The following is an 18,173-nucleotide window of genomic DNA, read 5'->3' as shown; positions in this document are numbered from 1 at the left end:
CTCGGTCTCAGGCGCGCGGCAGTCGGGGGATGGCGGGCACGGCGGCGGGAGCCTGCGGTTCGTCGGTGGCGGGGGCGGTGGCCCGCAGCTCCTCGATCCGGGCGGCGAGCCCGGCCACGGTCGGCGTCTCGAAGAGGCTGCGCATCGGCAGCCGGACACCGGTGGCCTTGCGCATCGCCGCGATGAGCTGCACCGCCACCAGCGAGTTGCCGCCGAGGGAGAAGAAGTCGTCGTCGACCCCCACCTCGGCCACGCCGAGGGCGTCCCGCCACACCTGGGCGATGGCGATCTCCAGCTCGGTGCTCGGCGCGGCGGAGCCGCCACCGTACGTCGCCGGCGCGGCCGCGGTCTCCGGCTCGCTCTCGAGACTCTCCGTGGTGACCCGGCCGGCGCGGTCGCGGATGTCGGCCACCGTCCGGGTGGCGATGACGACCTGCGCCCCGAGCCCGGCGGTGAGGCTGCGGCGGAAGGCCTCCGCGCCGTCCACCGGCCGGATGTCCTCGCTCGGGCCGGCCGGCGTCTGCTCGGCGGGGACGGTCGCGGCCAGGCCGCCGGTCACGGCGCCCTGGTCGACCCGGCGCAGCACGAAGTCGCTGATCGCGACCAGCTCGTGGCCCGCCTCGTCGCGCAGGGTCAGGTCGGCGGCGACCACCTCGTCGGTGGCGCTTGGCCGGTGCCGCAGGTGGCTGGTGAAGCGCGCCGGCAGCGGCCCGCGCACCACGATCCGGCCGTAGGACAGCGGCAGGTAGGTGCCGGAGCCCTGGCCACGGCCGAACGCCGTGGCCACGTCGAGCAGGGCCGGGTGCAGGCCCCACGAGGGCAGGTCGCCGGCCGCCTCGGCGGGTGCCTCGACGCGCGCCAGCTCCTCCCCGTCGCCGAGGTGGTGCTCCCGCAGCGCGTTCCACCGTGGACCGAAGGCCAGCATGCTGGTGCGGCCGCGGCCGAAGGACGCGTCGTCGTCGACGCGGCGACCCGTGACGGTCACCGGCCCGGCGGGCGGGGCCGGCTCGGTCGTCCAGCCGGCGGAACCGCGCACGTGCGTGCGCAGGACGCCGCCGGCCAGGCTGCGCACCGTGAAGTCCACGCTGTCGTCGGCGGGGGCCAGCTCGACCCGGTACTGGGCGATCGTGCCGTCCGGCACCGCGAACGGCTCCAGGAAGGCCACGTCGCGCAGCTCCACCACCGCGTCGGCGGCGGGGGCGGGCACGGCCGCGGCCACCGCCGCGCGCACCGACTCCAGGTGTGCGGTGCCCGGCACCACCGGCGCGCCGCCGATGCGGTGCTCGTCGAGCAGCCAGTGGGTGGTGGCGGAGACCAGCCCGTGCAGCACGGTGCCCTCCGGCCCGCTCACGAGCGTGGTGAGCACCGGGTGGTCGACCGCGCTGGTGACCGTGTCCCGCCCGGCGGCCCGGAAGCCCGCCGGGACGTCGGTCTCCACGGCCATGCCGACCTCGGCCCAGCCGCCCCAGTTCTGCGACAGCACCGGGGCCTGCCAGCCGCGCCCGGCGCGGGCGTGCGCGTCGAGGAAGGCGTTGGCGGCGCAGTAGTCGACCTGCCCGAACCCGCCGATCACCGCGGTGATCGACGAGCAGAGCACCACGAAGTCGAGCGGGAGGTCGCCGAAGACCTGCGCGAGCGCGAGGGTGCCGGCGAGCTTCGGCGCGAGCACCCGCTGCGCCTCGTCCCGCTCCTTGACCTCGGCCATGCCGCCGCCGGGCAGGCCGGCCGCGTGCACGATGCCGTCGATCCCGCCGTACGCCTGCTCGGCGGCGGCCCGGACGTCGCGCAGGGCGGCCGGGTCGGTGACGTCGGCGGCGAGCACCAGCACCTGGGCGCCGGCCGTCTCCATCCGGCGGATCGCGGCGATCGCCCGGCCGGTCCGGTCGGCGCTGCCGTGCACGGCGAGGTGGGCGTCCCACTGCGCGCGCGGGGGCAGCCCGGAGCGGGCGAGCAGCACGAGCCGCGCCCGCGCCCGGCGGGCGAAGTCCTCGGCCAGGGTGATGCCGATGCCGCCCAGACCGCCGGTGATCAGGTACCGGCCGCCGTCGCGCAGCGCACCCGGCTCGCCCTCGGCGTCGAGGGTGACCTGCTCGTGGTCGGCCACCCAGCGGCGACCGCCGCGCAGCGCCAGCTCGCCGCGGGCCGAGTCGCGGGGGCGGCGCAGCTCGGCCACCAGGGGGCGGGCGTCGCCGTCGGTCGGGTCGGCGTCGATCAGGCGGACGGCGAGCCCGGGCAGCTCGGCGGGGAGCACCCGGGCCAGCCCCGCGAGGGTGGCGTGCTCGGGGCGGACCAGGTCGTCGCCGCGTACGTCGCCGACACCGGCGGTGACGAGGTCGAGCGTGCGGGTGTCCTCGGTGGCGGTCAGGCCGGCGCCGGCGAGCGCCTGCACGAGGTGCAGCGCGCTGAAGAAGCCCCGCTCCTGCGCCGCCCAGGTCGCGGTGATGTCCGTGCCGGTCGGCTCGCCGTCCAGCGTGAACGCGTGCACGATCCGGGCCGGCACGCCGTCGGCGGCGAGTGCGGCGACCAGCGCGTCGTGGTCCTCGCGGGCGCCGGGGCGCAGCCGGTAACCGGTCGGCGTCGCGGCGAAGGAGTCGCCGGCGCGTACCTCGACGGGTTCGGCTCCGGCGGCCCGCAGTCCGGCCAGCAGCGCCTCGCCGCGCGGGCCGTCGACGAGGACGAGGCAGCGGCCCAGCGGCTCGGTACCCGGCTGCGGGGCGGCCTGCCGCCAGACCGGTACGGCGAACCACTGCGCGAGTGGCCGTGGCCCGGTCTCCACCGGCGCGGCCACCTGCTGCTCCGGGTCCGGGTCGACCCAGTGGCGACGCCGCTCGAACGGGTAGGTGGGCAGGGGCACGCGCCGCGCGTGCGGGTCGGCGCCCAGCCGCACCGGGGCGCCGGCGCACCAGAGCACGGCGGCGGCGCCGAGGAGGGTGGCCACGTCGCCGGTGGACTCGCCGGGGCCGGGGAGGCTGCCCAGCGGGGTGAGTCTGCGCTGCTCGGACGACGCCTTGGCGACCTGCATGCGGGCCAGGTTCGCCAGTTGCCTGCCGGGGCCGCACTCGACGAGCTGCCAGGTGCCCTCGCGCAGCAGGGTGGCCACGCAGTCGCCGAAGCGCACCGGCCGGCGCAGGTGCGACGCCCAGTACGCCGGGTCGGTGGCCTGCTCGTCGGTGATCCACGTGCCGGTGACGTTGGACAGGAACGGGACCGTGGGCGGGCGCAGGGTCACCGACGCCATCAGCGCGGTGAACTCGCCGAGGATCGGCTCCATCATCGGGGAGTGGAAGGCGTGCGAGGTGCGCAGCATCTTGCTCTTGCCCTTGAGCATCTCGGCGAAGGCGGTGACCGCCTCGGTCTCGCCGGCCACCACGCAGGTGCCGGGACCGTTGACCGTGGCGACGGCCAACCCCTCGGGCAGGCGCTCGGCGATCGCCGACTCGTCGAGCGAGACGGCGAGCATCGAGCCGGCCGGGAGGGACTGCATGAGCCGGCCGCGGGCGGCCACGACCCGGAGCGCGTCGGGGAGGCTGAGCACCCCGGCCACGGTGGCGGCCACGTACTCGCCGATGGAGTGCCCGATCATCGCGGCGGGCTTCGCCCCGGCCTCCTGCCAGAGCCGGGCCAGGGCGTACTCGATCACGAAGAGGGCGGGTTGGGTGTAGCGGGTCTGGGTCAGCTTCTCGCCGGCCTCCGGCTCGCGGCCCAGGATCAGGTCGCGGATGTCCAGCCCCAGCTCGGGGTGCAGCAGCTCGGCGCACTCGTTCACGGTCGCCGCGAAGCCGGGCTCCTCGGCGTAGAGCTGCGCGCCCATGCCGGCGTACTGGGAGCCCTGGCCGGAGAAGAGGAACGCGAGGCGGGGCGTGGGCCCCTCGGCCACGCCGCGCTGCACGCGCCGGGGGTTGCCGAGAGCGGCGATCGCGTCGGGCAGGTCCGTGGCGACCACGGCCGCCCGGTGCGGGTACTCCCGCCGGCCCACCCGCAGCGTGTGCGCCACGTCCGCGAGGTACTCCGGCCCGGCGTCGGCCGCCTCGCCCAGGTGCGCGGCGAGGCGCTGCACCGCGCTGTCCAGGGCCGTGGCGGTCTGCGCCGAGACGTGCAGCAGCTGCGCGGGGCGCACCCGCCGGGCGCTGCGGTACGCCGCGGGCGCCTGCTCCAGCACCACGTGGGCGTTCGTGCCGCCGATGCCGAAGGAGCTGACGCCGGCCCGGCGCGGGCCGGCGTCGGCGTCCCACTTGGTGAGGGTGTTGGCCACGTAGAAGGGCGTGTCGGCGAACTCGATGGCCGGGTTCGGGGTCTCGTAGTTGATCGTGGGCGGGATCAGGCCGTGCTCCATGGCGAGCACCGTCTTGATGACGCTGACGATCCCGGAGGGCTGGCTGAGGTGGCCGATGTTGGACTTCACCGACCCGATGCCGCACCAGCCGCGGTCGTCGGTCTCCCGGCCGTACACCGCGGCGAGCGCCGCGACCTCGATGGGGTCGCCCATGGCGGTGCCGGTGCCGTGCGCCTCGACGTAGCTGATGGTGCGCGGGTCGACGCCGGCCATGGCCACGGCCTGGGCGATCGCCTCCGTCTGCCCGTCGATGCTCGGCGCGGTGAAGCCGACCTTGCCGGCGCCGTCGTTGTTGATCGCGTTGCCGAGCACGACCGCCCGGATCGGGTCGCCGTCGGCGATCGCGTCGGAGAGGCGCTTGAGCAGGGTGACGCCGACGCCGCTGCCCCACACGGTGCCGTTCGCGCCCGCGTCGAACGGGCGGCAGCGGCCGTCGGGTGAGGTGAAGCCGTCCATGCCGAGGTATCCGACGTGCGGCAGCTCCACGTTCACGCCGCCGGCGAGGGCCATGTCGCACTCGCCGTTGCGCAGCGCCTCGCAGGCCAGGTGGAACGCGACCAGCGAGGTCGAGCAGGCGGTGTGGACGGTGAGGCTCGGCCCGCGCAGGTCCAGCCGGTACGACACGTTGGTCGCCACGTAGTTGGGTGAGTTGCCGGTGGCGATGGACACGGCGCTGTGCGGGCTGCCGCCGACGCGCTTGTTGCGCAGCACGTTGCGGTGCAGGTAGGTGTTGCCGCCGGTGCCGGCGTACACGCCGACCGCGCCGTCGTAGCGGGACGGGTCGTAGCCGGCGTCCTCCAGCGCGGCGTGGCAGGACTCCAGGAACAGCCGGTGCTGCGGGTCGGTCATCGCCGCTTCCCGGTCGGTCATCCCGAACAGGCCGGCGTCGAACTCGTCGTACCCGTCGATCAGCGGGGCGCGGTTGACCCAGCCGGGGTCGTCCACCTCCTCCACGGTGGCGCCCCGGGCCAGCTGCTCCTCGCGGGTCAGCTCGGTGACCGACTCGACACCGTCGACCAGGTTGCGCCAGAACTCGTTCACGTCCGCCGCGCCGGGCAGGCGGGCGGCCATTCCGACGATCGCGATCGGCTCGATGCCGTCGCCGTCGCCGGACAGGTCGGTTGCGGTCGGAACGTCCATCACGGTGTCCTTCAGTGCGTGGTGCCGCCGGGGCGGCGGGGTGGATTACGACGGGTACGGCTACGCCGAGCGGCGGCCCGCAGGGCAGCGCGGGCCAGCTCCGGCCGGTCGGCGGCGCCGTCGAGGCTGGCGGCGAGCGCGCGGATCGTGGGGTGGCGGAAGAGGTCGAGCATCTTGATCGAGCGACCGGTGGCGGCGGTGAGCCGGGCGTGCACCTCGGCCAGGGCGAGCGAGTGGCCGCCGATGTCGAAGAAGTTGTCGGTGACGCCCACCCGGTCGCGCTCCAGCACCTCCCGCCAGATGGCGGCGACCAGCTCCTCGGTCTCGGTGAGCCCGTCCGGACCGGTCGGCAGGACGGCCCGCGGTGGCTCGGTGGCGGCCACGGTCATCGCGCCGAGCTGGGCCACCCGGACGGTCGGGCGGGGCAGCTCGGCGGCGACCTCGCGGGCCGGCGCGTCGGGGTCGGCCGCGAGCGCGCCGACCAGCGCCGCCAGGTCGGCCAGCAACGCGTCGATCCGCTCGCCGTCGAAGAGGTCCGGGTTGTGCACCACCTCGACGCCGACCCGGCCGGCGCGCTCCACCACGTACACGGTGATGTCGAACGGCGAGCCGGGCTTCGGCACCGGGACCGGCTCGCCGGCGAGGCCGGTCAGCGCGAGCCGGGGCGGGACGAAGTTGAGCACGTTGAACAGCACCTGCACCAGCGGGGCGCGGGACGTGTCGCGGCCGACCCCGAGCGCCTCGACGATCCGCTCCAGGGGCGCGCCCGGGTGGGTGGTCACCTCGTGCAGCTCGGCGGCGCACCGGTCGACGAGGTCGGCGAAGCTTGCCCCGCCGGTGCGTACCCGGACGGGCACGGTGTCGATGAAGAAGCCGACCACGTCGTCGAACGCGGCCAGCCGCCGGTCGGCGACGATCGCGCCGAGCACGTGGTCGTCGCCGCCGGTGAGCCGGGCGAGCAGCTCGCCGAAGGCGGCCAGCAGCACCGCGGCGACGGTCGTGCCCCGCCGTTCGGCCAGGGCGCGCACCGCCCGATCGGTCGCCTCAGGCAACCGTACGGCCGACTCGGCCCCGGCGTAGGTCTGCACGGCGGGGCGGGGGCGGTCCCGCGGCAGGTCGAGCACGGCCGGCGCGTCGCGCAGGTGCGCCGTCCACCAGGCCAGGTCCGCCTCGCCCCGACGGCGGTCGCGCTCCGCCCGCCACACCGCGTAGTCGGCGTAGGTGGCCGCCAGCGCGGGCAGCCGGGGCGTGCGCCCGGCCACCGCCTGGGCGTAGGCGGCGGCGAGGTCGTCGTAGAGGACCGCCTCCGACCAGCCGTCGAACACCGCGTGGTGCAGGGTGATCGCCAGCACGTGCTCGGCCGGGCCGAGCCGGTAGACGGTCACCTGCCACGGTGGCCCGGTGGCCAGGTCGAACGCGTGCCCGGCGCCCGCGGCGAGCATGTCGGCCAGCTCCCGCTCCCGGTCGGCGCCGCCGGTCAGGTCGACCACCGGCACGGCCACGTCGGTGGGCTCCTCGCGCACCGCGTAGGGCACACCGCCGGTCTGCGGGATCCGCCAGCGCAGCACGTCGTGCCGCTCGACGACGGCCCGCAGCGCCGCACCGAGCGCGGCGACGTCGAGCGGACCGTGCAGGCGGTGGGCCACCGCGATGTTGTAGGGCGCGCTGGACGGCGCGAGCTGGTCGACGAACCACAGTCGGCGCTGCGGCGGGGACAGCGTCGGCGGGTTGCCGGTGGTGAGCCCGTCCCCGTCGGTCGCCGCCGCGGCGGCGACCCGCTCGACGAGGCCGGCGAAGGTGCGGCCGGTGAGGACGTCGCGGGTGTCGACGTGCCGACCCAGCTCGGCCCGCACGGCGGCGACCAGCCGCATCGCCGCGATGGAGTTGCCCCCGGCGGCGAGGAAGTCGGTGTCCCCGGCGGGGGCGGCGCCGAGCAGCCGGGTCCAGATGCGCCGTACGCCCGCGTCGAGCGGTTCGTCCGGGTCGACCGGCCGCGCCGCCGGGTCGTCGTCGCGGCCGGCGGCGGCCAGGGCGCGCAGCGCCGGCCGGTCCAGCTTGCCGGTGGTCGGGCTGACGGGCAGGTCGTCGAGGCGCAGCACCCGCGCCGGCAGCATCGCGGTGGTCAGCCGGGGGCCGGCGTACGCGCGCAGCCGCTCGTCGTCGGGGGCGTCCGCCGGGGTGAGGAAGGCGACGAGTTCCGTGCCGGCCGGGCCGGGCAGGGCCTCGACGACCACCCGGTCCACGCCGGGCAGGTCGGCGAGCACCGCCTCCACCTCGCCCAGCTCGATGCGCTGGCCACGGATCTTCACCTGACGGTCGGCCCGGCCGAGGTAGACGATCCGGCCGTCGGGCGTCTGCCGGACGAGGTCGCCGGTGCGGTACAGCCGCTCGCCGGGCAGGTCGGAGAACGGGTCGGGGACGAACCGCTCGGCGGTCAGCCCCGGCCGGTTGAGGTAGCCGTCCGCCAGGCCCGGGCCGCCAATCAGCAGCTCGCCGGTCTCCCCCGCCGGTACCGGGCGCAGCTCGGCGTCGACCACGTACGCGCGGTGGTTGGGCAGCGGCCGGCCGATCGGCACCGGGTCGGTCTCGTCCGCGCTCAGCGGGCCGCTCACCGCCAGCACGGTCGTCTCGGTCGGCCCGTAGCCGTTGAGGAACGTGCGTCCCGGCGCCCACCGGGCGGCCAGCTCGGCGGGGACCGCCTCGCCGCCGCAGAGCACCACCCGCCAGCCGGGCACCTCGGCCGGGTCCAGCATGGACAGCACGGTGGGGGTGATGAAACCCCAGTTGACCTCGTGCGCGGCGATGAACCGGGCGAGGCGCACCGGGTCGGCCCGGTCGTCCGCGCCGAGCAGTTGCACCGAGCCGCCGAGCAGCAGCGGGACGAAGAGGTCCATGGTGGCCGCGTCGAAGCCCAGCGAGGCGATGCCGAGGCTGCGCACGCCGGCGTCCGCGCCGCTGAGCGCCACCACTCCGTGGACGAACTCGACCGCGTTGCGGTGGGTGGTGAGCACCCCCTTCGGGCGGCCGGTCGACCCGGAGGTGAACAGCACGTACGCCGGGTCACCGGGCCGGGCGGGGCACGGCGCGAGCGGCGCCGGGCCGGGCAGCCCGAGCGCCTCGATGCCGGGCACACCCGCGAACTCGCTCTCGGCGGCGTCGCCGACGACAACGGTGACGCCCGCGTCCGCGGCGATCTCCCGCAGCCGCCGCCGTGGTCCGCCGGGCTCCAGGGGCACGTAGCAGGCCCCGGCAAGCAGCACGCCGAGCACGGTCGCGACCAGGTCCGGCCGGCGCCGGCCGCAGACCCCGACACGGCTCTGCCGGCCGACGCCGCGTGACCGCAGCGCCGCGGCCACCCCCGCCGCCCGGTCCAGCAGGTCCCGGTAGCTGAGCCGGTCGTCCCACTGGCGCACGGCCACCGCGTCGGGGGTACGGGCGGCCTGTGCGACGACCAGCTCGGCCAGCGTGGCGTCCGGCCAGGGCAGCGGCTCGCCCTGCGCCGCGCTCATGGACAGGATGTCGGTCACCCGTTCTCTCCCCGGTAGCTCATCGGATCGGTGATCTGCAGGCGCAGTTCGCTGACGTGACCGCGCCCCCGCGCGTCGGTCACCCACGTGTCGGAGAGCGCCGGCAGCAGCTCGCTCACCACCACGGACACGTCGGGGCCGGTGCGGGCCGCGGCGTCGACCATGGCGCAGAGCGACTGGGCGTGCAGCGGCCCGGTGAAGTCGACGTAGCAGGGCTTGACCTCGGTGCCGATCTTCAGGAAGACCCGCTCCGGCAGGCCGAGCCGCCGCCGGAAGCGGCGTACGGCGAGGAACCGCTCCTCGTCGCCGGTGATCCCGGCGAGGCCGCTCTCCCCGACCGTGGTCCGCCAGGTGCGCCGGGCCACGACGAGCCGGTCGATGGTGATCCGGGGCGTGTGCGGGGCCGGCGCGACCAGCTTGAAGCTGTCCAGCAGCAGCGCGCCGAGCAGGTGCCCGAAGATCTCCACCAGGGGCCAGCGGCTGCCGTCCGGCCCCACGGCGACCAGGTCCCCTCCGTCGGGTTCGACCCGCACCTCGGTGGCGGGCACGAGCCGCCGCACGTCCGCGCCGCGGGCGGTGTCGATGCCGAGCTGCCGGTCGGCCGGCCCCACCGTGGCGTACGTGGTGCGGGTGGTGACGCGGGGGAAGCCCTCGGGGTAGAGCACCCGGATCCGGGCGGGGCCGAGGTCGGCGTCGAACCCGGCGCGCAGCGCCGACGGGTCGGGGTGGAACGGGGTGAACACCGCGCTGTCGAACGGCGTGTACGCGGGGTGCAGCTCGCCGAGCACCAGCAGGAAGTCGCCCCGGTTGACGGCGGCCACGTCGGTGGCGGCGATCGTCACGTCCGGGCTGTGGATCCGGGCCGACGGCCAGCCCGGGCCGGACGCCGCGAAGATCCGGGCCGCGCGCTCCGCCAGGTCCACGCTGCGCAGCCGCACCTCCGGCTGCGCGGCGGCGTCCGCGTCGAGACCGAACAGCTCCGCCCAGCGGGCGGTGAACCGCGCGCCGGCGCCGGCGAGCGGGCCGTCCGGGGCGAGCAGCAGTCCCTGCGCCAACGACCAGACGTCGGCCAGCCGCACCGGGCCCTCGCCGCGCAGCTCCTCGTACAGCTCGTGGAGCAGCCGGCGCAGCGCGGCGCCGACCTCGGCGGTGAGCCAGCGCGCGGCGGCCAGCACGATCGCCAGCGGCGCGGCGAGCGCGTCCAGCACCGCCGAGCCGACGACGACGTCGAGGTCCCGGGCCGTCTCCTCGTAGAGCACGGTGCGGCCGGCGTACATCTGCCCGCCGTGGCGGACGGCCGGCCGGCCGGTGACGGCGGTGAACTCGGCGTTGAGCGCGGCGAGCGCGGCGCGGAGCCGGTCCGGGTCCCCGGCCGCGCCGGCGACCGCGTCGCGGGCCGCGCAGAGCCGGTCGAATCCCGCCGTCACCTCGGCGCGGACCGCCGGATCGCCGATCGCGGCGAGCCGGTCGCGCAGCACCTGCTCGGCGCGCGGGCTGATCGGCAGCCCCGCGTCCCAGGTCAGCAGGGACCGCTGCACCAGCCGGTCGAGCAGCAGGAAACCGTCGGCCTCCGAGCGCAGCGGGCCGTCGGCGTCGCGCAGGCAGCGCCGCACCACCGTCGCGGCCGGGGTGCGCCCGTCGCAGTGCGCCAGCAGCAGCGCCTCGGCGGCGCTGAGGTCCACCGGCGGGTGCAGCGGCCGGCGCAGCCGCCGCCCGGACACGCTCAGGTGCGGCGGCAGCGCCGGGGCCCACCACCGTCGCACCGCCGGGTCGTCGGCGAGCCGGTCGGCGTACGCGATGAGCGCCCACGCCTCGAAGTGCACCTCCCGGCGGGCGAGTGTGCCGGCGCCGGGACGCAGCCGGGTCGACGGGTCGTCCGGGTCGAGGCTGCCCCAACAGACCGGGCCGAAGAACCCGATGGTCTCCGCCTTGCCGCAGTAGCGCTGCCAGTACCGCAGCAGCGCGGTCTCACGTCGCCGTCGGCGCCAGTTGCGGGCCGCGGGGTCGGTGCGCAGCAGCCCGTCGAGCGCGACGAGCATCTCGGGGTTCTGCCAGGTGACCGCCTCGCGCAGCAGCGGGTCGGCGGCGATGGCGTCGGCCCGCGTGGAGGCGTCGAGCTGGGCCGCGTGGAACTCCTTGTCGAACAGCTCGCGGGTGCCCGTCCCGGCCAGCAGCGCGTCGGCGGCGGCCGCGGCCCCGGGCGCGGCGAACGCGTCGAGCCCGGCGGCCGGGAAGCCGGCGGTCCGCAGCACGACGTCGCGCCACACCCACCACCCGGTGTCGCCCAGCGGGATCCGGTGGCTCACCGGGTCACCTCCGCGGCGTCGTCCACGATGTGCAGTCGCAGCTCGCTGAAGTAGCGCCGGCCCTGCGCGTCGGGCACCCAGGCGTCGCCGGGGGTCGGCAGCATCTCGCTGACCACCAGGGACACGTCGTCGCCACCGTCGCCGCGGGCGGCCCGCACCATGGCGCAGAACATGTTGGTGAACGCCGGGCTGCTCAGGTCCACGAAGCAGGGCTTGGTCTCGGTGCCGAGCTTGACGTACACCTGCTCGGGCAGCCCGAGCCGACGCCGCCAGGCGCGGACGGCGAGGAAGCGTTCCCGTTCGCCCGTCACGGTGCCCAGGCCGCTCTCCCCGACGGTGGTGCGCCAGGTCTGCCGGGCCACCACGAGCCGGTCGAGCGTGATCCGCGGCGTGTAGGGCGCGGCGGCCACGAGCTTGAACCCGTCGACGGCGTGCGCGGCGAGCAGGCCCGCGAAGATCTCGGTGAGCGGCCAGCGCTGCCCGTCCGGCGCGGTCGCGACGAGCCGGCCCGCCTCGTCGTCGACGGTCAGCGCGACCGTCGGCAGCACCCGCTCCGGTTCCGCGCCGGGCGCCGGCAGGAAGGCCAGCTGCCGGTCGGTCGGGCCGATCAGCGCCTCGGCGACCCGGCTCGTGCGCCGGGGCCAGTCGGTGGGGAAGAGCAGCCGGATCCGCCGCTCGCCCAGGTCCTCGGCGAGGGCGGCGCGCAGCCGCTCCACGTCGGGGTGGGACGGGGTGAACACCTGGCAGTCGAACGACGGCCAGGCGGCGTGCAGCTCGCCGAGGACCACCGTGCATTCGCCCCGGGCGAGTGCCTCCGCGTCGGCCGCGCAGATCTGCAGGTCCGGGCTGTGCAGGCGGGCGTTGCTCCACTCGGGTCGGACGGTCGGGAACACCTCGGCGACCCGCGCCGCGAGGTCGGCCACCCGGAGCCGGACGTCGGTGGTGCCCGGCGGGAGGGCGTCCAGCCCGAACAGACCGGCCCACCGGCCGGCGAAGTCGGCGGCGACGGCGTCGACGGGACGCTCGCCGTCGCCCCAGAACAGCCCCTGGACCAGGAACCACAGGTCGGACAGGGCCACCGGGGCGCCGCCGGCCTCCGCGCGCAGCTCCTCGTGCAGGTCGCGGAACACCGCTCCGTACGCCTCCTCGAGCGCGCCGGCCAGCCAGCGGGCGGCGTGCAGCAGCACACCGAGCGGCTCGGAGATCACGTCCAGCAGCGGTGCGCCGAACACCACGTCGAGGTCGCGGCTCGTGTCCTCGTAGCAGAGCGTCCGACCGGCGTACATCTGGCCGTCCCGGCGCCGCGGCGGCAGGCCGGTGAGCGCGGTGAACGTCTCGTCGAGCGCGTCGAGCGCCGCGCGGAGCCGGTCCGGGTCGCCGGCCGCCGCGGCGACGGCGTCCCGGGCCGCGCGGAGCCGGTCGAGGCCGGCCCGGGCGGCCTCCCGCGCCCCGCTGTCGCCGATCGCGTCGATCCGCTCGCACAGCACGTTCTCGGCGTCCGGGCTGACCGGCAGCCCGGCGTCCCAGGTGATCAGTTCCCGCTCCACGAGGCGGTCGAGCAGCGCGTAGCCGTCCTCGGGGCGGCGCAGCCCGATCGTGGCGTCGGCGACCAGGTCCCGCGCCGGGCGGCGGCCGTCGGCGGCGGCGAGCAGCGCCGCCTCCACCGGGGAGACCGGCACGGGCGGCCGGCCGGGCCGCTGCACCGCGCGGTCGACCAGGCGCAGGTGCGGGGCGAGGCGCGGGGGCCACCACGCGCGCACCGCGAGATCCTGACCGATCCGGTCGGCGTACGCGGTCAGCGCCCACGACTCGAACCACACCCAGCGGCGGCGGGTCAGCGTCGGGCCGGGCCGGACCTCGGCGGTCGCCTCCCGGGCCGGGTCGAGGGTGGCCCAGCAGCTCGGGCCGAAGAAGCCCACGGTCTCGTTCTTGCCGCAGTAGCGTTGCCAGTACTTGAGCAGGGCTCGTTCCCGGTCCCGCCGGCGGACGTTGCGGGGCGCGTCCGGGCCGCCGCGGCGCAGCCCGTCGAGGGCGAGCAGGGCGTTGCGGTTCTGCCAGGTGACCGCCTCGCGCAGCAGTGGGTCGCCGGCCAGCTCGGTGAGCTTGCGGGACGCGGCGGCCACCGCCTCGGCGAACTCCTTGTCGAACTGTTCGGCGCCGGAGCCGGTGGCCAGCAGCTCGTCCGCGGCGGCCGCGGCGTGCGGGGCGGAGAGCATGGTGAGCCCGTCGGCGGGGAAGCCGGTGGTGCGCAGGATGGCGTCCCGCCACACCGACCAGCCGGTGTCGCCGAGCGGCACCCGGTGCCCGCCGAGCCTGCGGGTCGTCGCGGCCGTCGCCGTGGCCCCGCCGGTGGCCGTGCCCGGCCGGGCGGTGGCGGCGGTGGCGGCCGTCACGGTCGGCGCGGCGGTGCGCGCGGGCGGCACGGCGGTGCTCGCGGGCGTCGCGGCGAGCGCGGCGGCCAGGTCGGTGCGGATCGTGGCGAGCAGGTCGTCGAGGGCGTCGTGCAGGAAGAAGTGCCCGCCGTCGATCTCGTGCAGGGTGAAGCCGGCAGCGGTGTGCCGGGCCCAGGCCTCGCTGTGCTCGCGGGTCACCGCCCGGTCGCGCCGGCCGCTGAACGCCACGATCGGCACCGGCAGCGGCTCGCCGGGCGTGTAGCGGTAGCCGTCCACCCGGCCGAAGTCGGCGCGCAGCAGCGGGAGCAGCAGCTCCACCAGCTCGGGGTGGTCGAGCACCTCGGCGGGGAGGCCACCGCCGTCGCCGAGGCGGCGCAGCAGCTCGTCGTCGTCCACGGTGGAGAGCCCGTCGAAGAGGCTGGGCGCGGTGACGTGCGGGGCGCGGGCGCCGCCGACGTAGAGCCGCAGGGGCAGCGGTCGCCCCTCCCGGCGCAGCTCGCGGACCACCTCGAAGCCGAGCCGACCGCCCATGGAGTGGCCGTACACGGCGTACGGGCCGGTGGCGCGCTCGGCGACGGCCCGGGCGACGTCGGCCACGGTGAACCGGGGGTCCTCGGTGATCCGGTTCTCCCGGCCCGGCAGCTGCACGGGCAGCACCTCGACGCCCGGGCCGAGGCCGGCCTGCCAGCGCCGGAACGCGCTGGCCCCGGCCCCGGCGTAGGGCAGGCAGAAGAGCTGCACCGGTGCCACGTCACGGCCACCGGCGGAGACGAACCAGTTCACCGCGTGCCTTTCTGAGGGGGATCGATCCAGTACCGCTGCCGCTGGAAGGGGTAGGTGGGCAGGCCCGTGCGGCGGATGCCGCCCTCGGGGTGCAGCGCCGCCCAGTCCACGCTCTGCCCGGCCACCCAGGCGGTGGCCAGCTCGCGCAGCTCGCCGGGCTCGCCGGCGACCCGCGCGCCGGTCTCCAGCAGCTCGTCGAGGGCGGCGAGGGCTCCCGCGAGGTCGGTGACGACCACCGCGGCCCGGCACGCGAACGCGCGCCGGCCCAGCGCGAGCGTGGCGGCCACCTCGGCCAGCGCCGGCGCGGCGCCGGAGAGGTGCCGTCGCAGCCGGGTCAACGCGTCCCGCAGCGCGGCCGGCGTACGCGCCGAGACCGGCAGCAGGTGCGCCGCGGGCGACGGGTCGTCGACCGGTTCGACCGGCGGGGGCTGCTCGACGACCACGTGGGCGTTGGTCCCGCCCAGCCCGAACGAGCTGACCCCGGCGACCCGGCGCGGGGCCTCCGGCCAGTCCCGCACCTTGGTGGGTACGTAGAACGGGCCGGCGGCCAGGTCGATCTCCGGGTGTGGGCGCGTGTAGTGCAGGTTGGGCGGGATGGTGCCGTGCTGGACGGCGAGCACCGCCTTGATGAGGCCGGCGATGCCGGCCCCGGCGTCGAGGTGCCCGATGTTGGTCTTCACGGAGCCGAGCGCGCAGCTCTCGGCGGGCCCGCCCGCGTACACCTCGTGCAGCGCGGCCACCTCGATGGCGTCGCCGAGCGGGGTGCCGCTGCCGTGCGCCTCGATGAAGCGGACCTCGCCGGGCGCCACCTCGGCGGCGGCGAGCGCGTTCGCCACCGCGGCGGCCTGTCCGGCGGGGCCGGGCACGGCGTAGCCGGCGCGGTCCGGGCCGTCGTTGGTGACCGCCCAGCCGGGCAGGATCGCGTAGACGCGATCGCCGTCGGCCTGCGCGTCGGCGAGCCGGCGCAACGCGACCACGCCGACGCCCGATCCGAAGCCGGAGCCGCTGGCCGCCTCGTCGAACGCGCGGCACCGCCCGTCGGGCGAGGCGAGCCCGCCGGGCGTGTGGCGGTAGCGGGGCCAGGTGACGTTGACCCCGCCGGCGAGCGCGATGTCGCACTGGTAGTCCGCGAGGCTCTGCGCGGCGAGGCAGACCGCGACCAGCGAGCTGGAACAGGCGCTCTGCACGGCGACCGCCGGGCCGGTGAGCCCCAGCCGGTACGCCACCTGCCCGGGCAGGTGGTCGGTGAACTGCCGCCCGATCAGCCGGGCCTCCCAGTCGTCCGGGTCCACGTCGCCGACCACGGCCGGGTTGTCCATGAGATGGAACAGGAAGTAGCGGTTCGCGGAGGTGGCCGAGAAGACGCCGACCAGCCCGGGGAAGCGGGTCGGGTCGTGCCCGGCGTCCTCGAGCGCCTCCCAGGCGGTCTCCAGGAACAGCCGGTGCTGCGGGTCGGTGCGGGCCGCCTCCTGCTCGGCGAAGGAGAAGAACTCGGCGTCGAAGTCGGCGACGCCGTCGAGCCGGCCGGCGGCCCGGACGTGCCGGGGGTCGGCGCGCAGCGTCGGCCCGATGCCGAGCGCGGCCAGTTCGGCGTCGCTGTGGTCGTGGATGGAGTCCACACCGGCGCAGAGGTTCCACCAGAAGGTGGCCACGTCGGGGGCGCCGGGGAAGCGGCCGGCGAGGCCCACCACGGCGATCTCGTCGCCGGTGTAGTCGCGGGCGGCCGTCGACGGCGCGGGCGGCGTGGCGAGGGCCGGGGCCGGCGCCCGGTCGGCGGGCGGGTCGTCGATCAGCCGGGCCTGCGCGGCGATGGTGGGGTGCGCGAAGAGCCGCAGCATCGGCAGCCGCACCCCGAACCGTTCGGCGAGGCGCTGCTGCACCTGCCCGAGGAGCAGGGACTGGCCGCCGACGTCGAAGAACCCGTCCGTGCGGCCGACCGCGTCGCGGCCCAGCACCGCGCACCAGATGTCGTGCACGGCACGCTCGGTGGGGGTGGCCGGTGCCGCGCCGGCCGGCACCGGGTGGCTCGGGTCCGGCAGCGCCCGCTCGTCGATCTTGCCGGTGACGGTGAGCGGGAACTCGTCGACCGGCACCACCGCGCGGGGCAGCGCGTACTCGGGCAGCCGGCGGGCGAGCGCGGCGCGCAGGGCGGCGGGGTCGAGCGGGCCCGCGGCCGGGCGGACGTACGCCAGCAGCTCGCCGTCGCGCGCGATGGCCCGCACGCCGGCGACGCCCGGTTCGGCGGCGAGCAGCGCCTCGATCTCGGTCAGCTCGACCCGGAAGCCACGCACCTTGACCTGCCGGTCCAGCCGGCCGAGGCAGCGCAGCTCACCGCCGGGCAGCCGCTCGCCCAGGTCCCCCGTGCGGTAGGCGGGCACGCCGTCGCGGTCGGTGAAGAACCGGTCGCTGTCCCGGTCGAGATAGCCGGGGGCGAGGTGCGGGCCGCGCACCACGATCTCGCCGTCCTCGCTGAGGCGCAGCTGGTAGCCGGGCAGCGCGGTGCCGATCGGCAGCGGCCCGGTCGCGGCCGGGTCGGCCTCGGCCAGCGGCAGCGCGTACCGGGCGGCGAAGGTCATCTCGGTGGCGCCGTAGCCGTTGACCAGCACGCAGCCAGGGGCGAACCGCCCCCGGCCGCGGGCGGCGTCGGCGTGGGTGGCCTGTTCCCCGCCGAGCAGCACGACCCGCACCTGGTCGAGGCGCTCGACGCCGGGTGTGTCGAGCAGGAACCGGTAGACAGTGGGGGTCGAGTGGTAGATGGTGACGCGGTGCCGGGCGAGCTGTTCGACCGCGTGGGCCAACCCGTGGCGGCGCAGGTCGACGGGGACGACCGCGGCGCCGGTGAGCAGCGCCGGGTAGAGGTCGGGGATGGCGGCGTCGAAGCTGAACGAGGCGAGCAGGCTGAGCCGGTCGGTCGGCCCGATGTGGAGGGTGTCGATCTGGTTGCGCACCACGTGCAGCAGGTTGCGGTGGGTCTGCCCGACCGCCTTGGGCACGCCGGTCGAGCCGGAGGTGAACAGCACGTACGCCAGCGCGCCGGGGTCGACCTCCCGGGGGCGCAGCGGGGCCGGGCGGGGGTCGTCGACGACGATGACGCGGGTGCCCGGCCGGTCGGCGGCGAGCTGGCGGGCGAGGGGCTCGTGCTCGGCGGCGCAGACGACGGTCGTCACGCCGGCGCCGGTGAGCATCTGCCGCAGCCGGTGGTGCGGAAAGCCCGGGTCGAGCGGCACGTACGCGCAGCCGGCGGCGAGGGTGCCGAGGATGGCGGCGATGGTGCGGGCCCCGTGCGCGGTCAGCAGCGCGACGCGGTCGCCGGGCCGGGCTCCGGCCGCGGCCAGCGTCTCGGCGTACCCACCGGCGAGGCCGGCGAGCTCGGCGTAGGTGAGCTGCCGGGTCTCGGCGAGGACGGCGGGGTGGTCGGGACAGGCGGCGGCGACATCGCCGAAGCGATGGATCAGGGTCTGGTTCGCCATGTCAGGATGCGCACGTCTCTCCACAGAGGACGGACGCGCAGCGTTCGACGAGCGTGATCATGATCCCCCCCAGGACTTCACAATGGAAGCAGCATAAGTCTCAATACCTGGGAGAAAAGATCGTCAATGAGAGTCCGCCCGAATAGCCGATCCGGGCCTCGGACGAGGGACGACGCAAATAGACCGATCATCCCCCTAGCGCATAGAGGAGTTACCGCGTA

At 76.4% G+C, this 18,173-nt stretch carries 5 protein-coding genes; all 5 read right to left on the bottom strand.

Going from position 1 to position 18,173, the window contains the following annotated elements; translation table 11 throughout:
• Positions 1–7: 7 nt before the first annotated feature.
• From SM573_RS15685 to SM573_RS15665, 5 genes are read right to left on the bottom strand one after another with little or no spacing between them, the layout of a single operon-like run.
• Complete coding sequence (locus tag SM573_RS15685) at positions 8–5,473, bottom strand: type I polyketide synthase (protein WP_474616384.1); 5,466 nt, start codon at positions 5,471–5,473, stop codon at positions 8–10.
• A gap of 11 nt (positions 5,474–5,484) precedes the next feature.
• Positions 5,485–9,000: an amino acid adenylation domain-containing protein gene (locus tag SM573_RS15680; RefSeq protein ID WP_474616383.1), complete on the bottom strand. Its 3,516-nt coding sequence runs from the start codon at positions 8,998–9,000 to the stop codon at positions 5,485–5,487.
• Positions 8,997–11,306 (bottom strand): lantibiotic dehydratase, encoded by a 2,310-nt coding sequence (locus SM573_RS15675; RefSeq protein ID WP_474616382.1) that lies wholly within the window; start codon positions 11,304–11,306, stop codon positions 8,997–8,999. Before SM573_RS15675 ends, SM573_RS15680 begins: the two co-directional genes overlap by 4 nt.
• Positions 11,303–14,482, bottom strand: coding sequence for a thioesterase domain-containing protein (locus SM573_RS15670; RefSeq protein WP_474616381.1), 3,180 nt, complete (start codon positions 14,480–14,482; stop codon positions 11,303–11,305). Before SM573_RS15670 ends, SM573_RS15675 begins: the two co-directional genes overlap by 4 nt.
• Positions 14,479–17,952 carry an AMP-binding protein gene (locus SM573_RS15665; protein ID WP_474616380.1) on the bottom strand — a complete coding sequence of 1,158 codons (3,474 nt, stop codon included), beginning with the start codon at positions 17,950–17,952 and terminating at the stop codon, positions 14,479–14,481. The genes SM573_RS15670 and SM573_RS15665 overlap by 4 nt, the downstream gene beginning before the upstream one ends.
• Positions 17,953–18,173: the final 221 nt, after the last annotated feature.

The sequence above is a fragment of the Micromonospora xinjiangensis genome, assembly GCF_056150165.1.
The sequence above is the reverse complement of the archived record's forward strand: the minus strand, read 5'-3'. Positions and strand labels throughout refer to the sequence as shown.

Coding starts and splice junctions, on each gene's coding strand:
- SM573_RS15685 (WP_474616384.1), bottom strand. CDS start 5,473: ATGGACGTTCCGACCGCAACCGACCTGTCCGGCGACGGCGACGGCATC.
- SM573_RS15665 (WP_474616380.1), bottom strand. CDS start 17,952: ATGGCGAACCAGACCCTGATCCATCGCTTCGGCGATGTCGCCGCCGCC.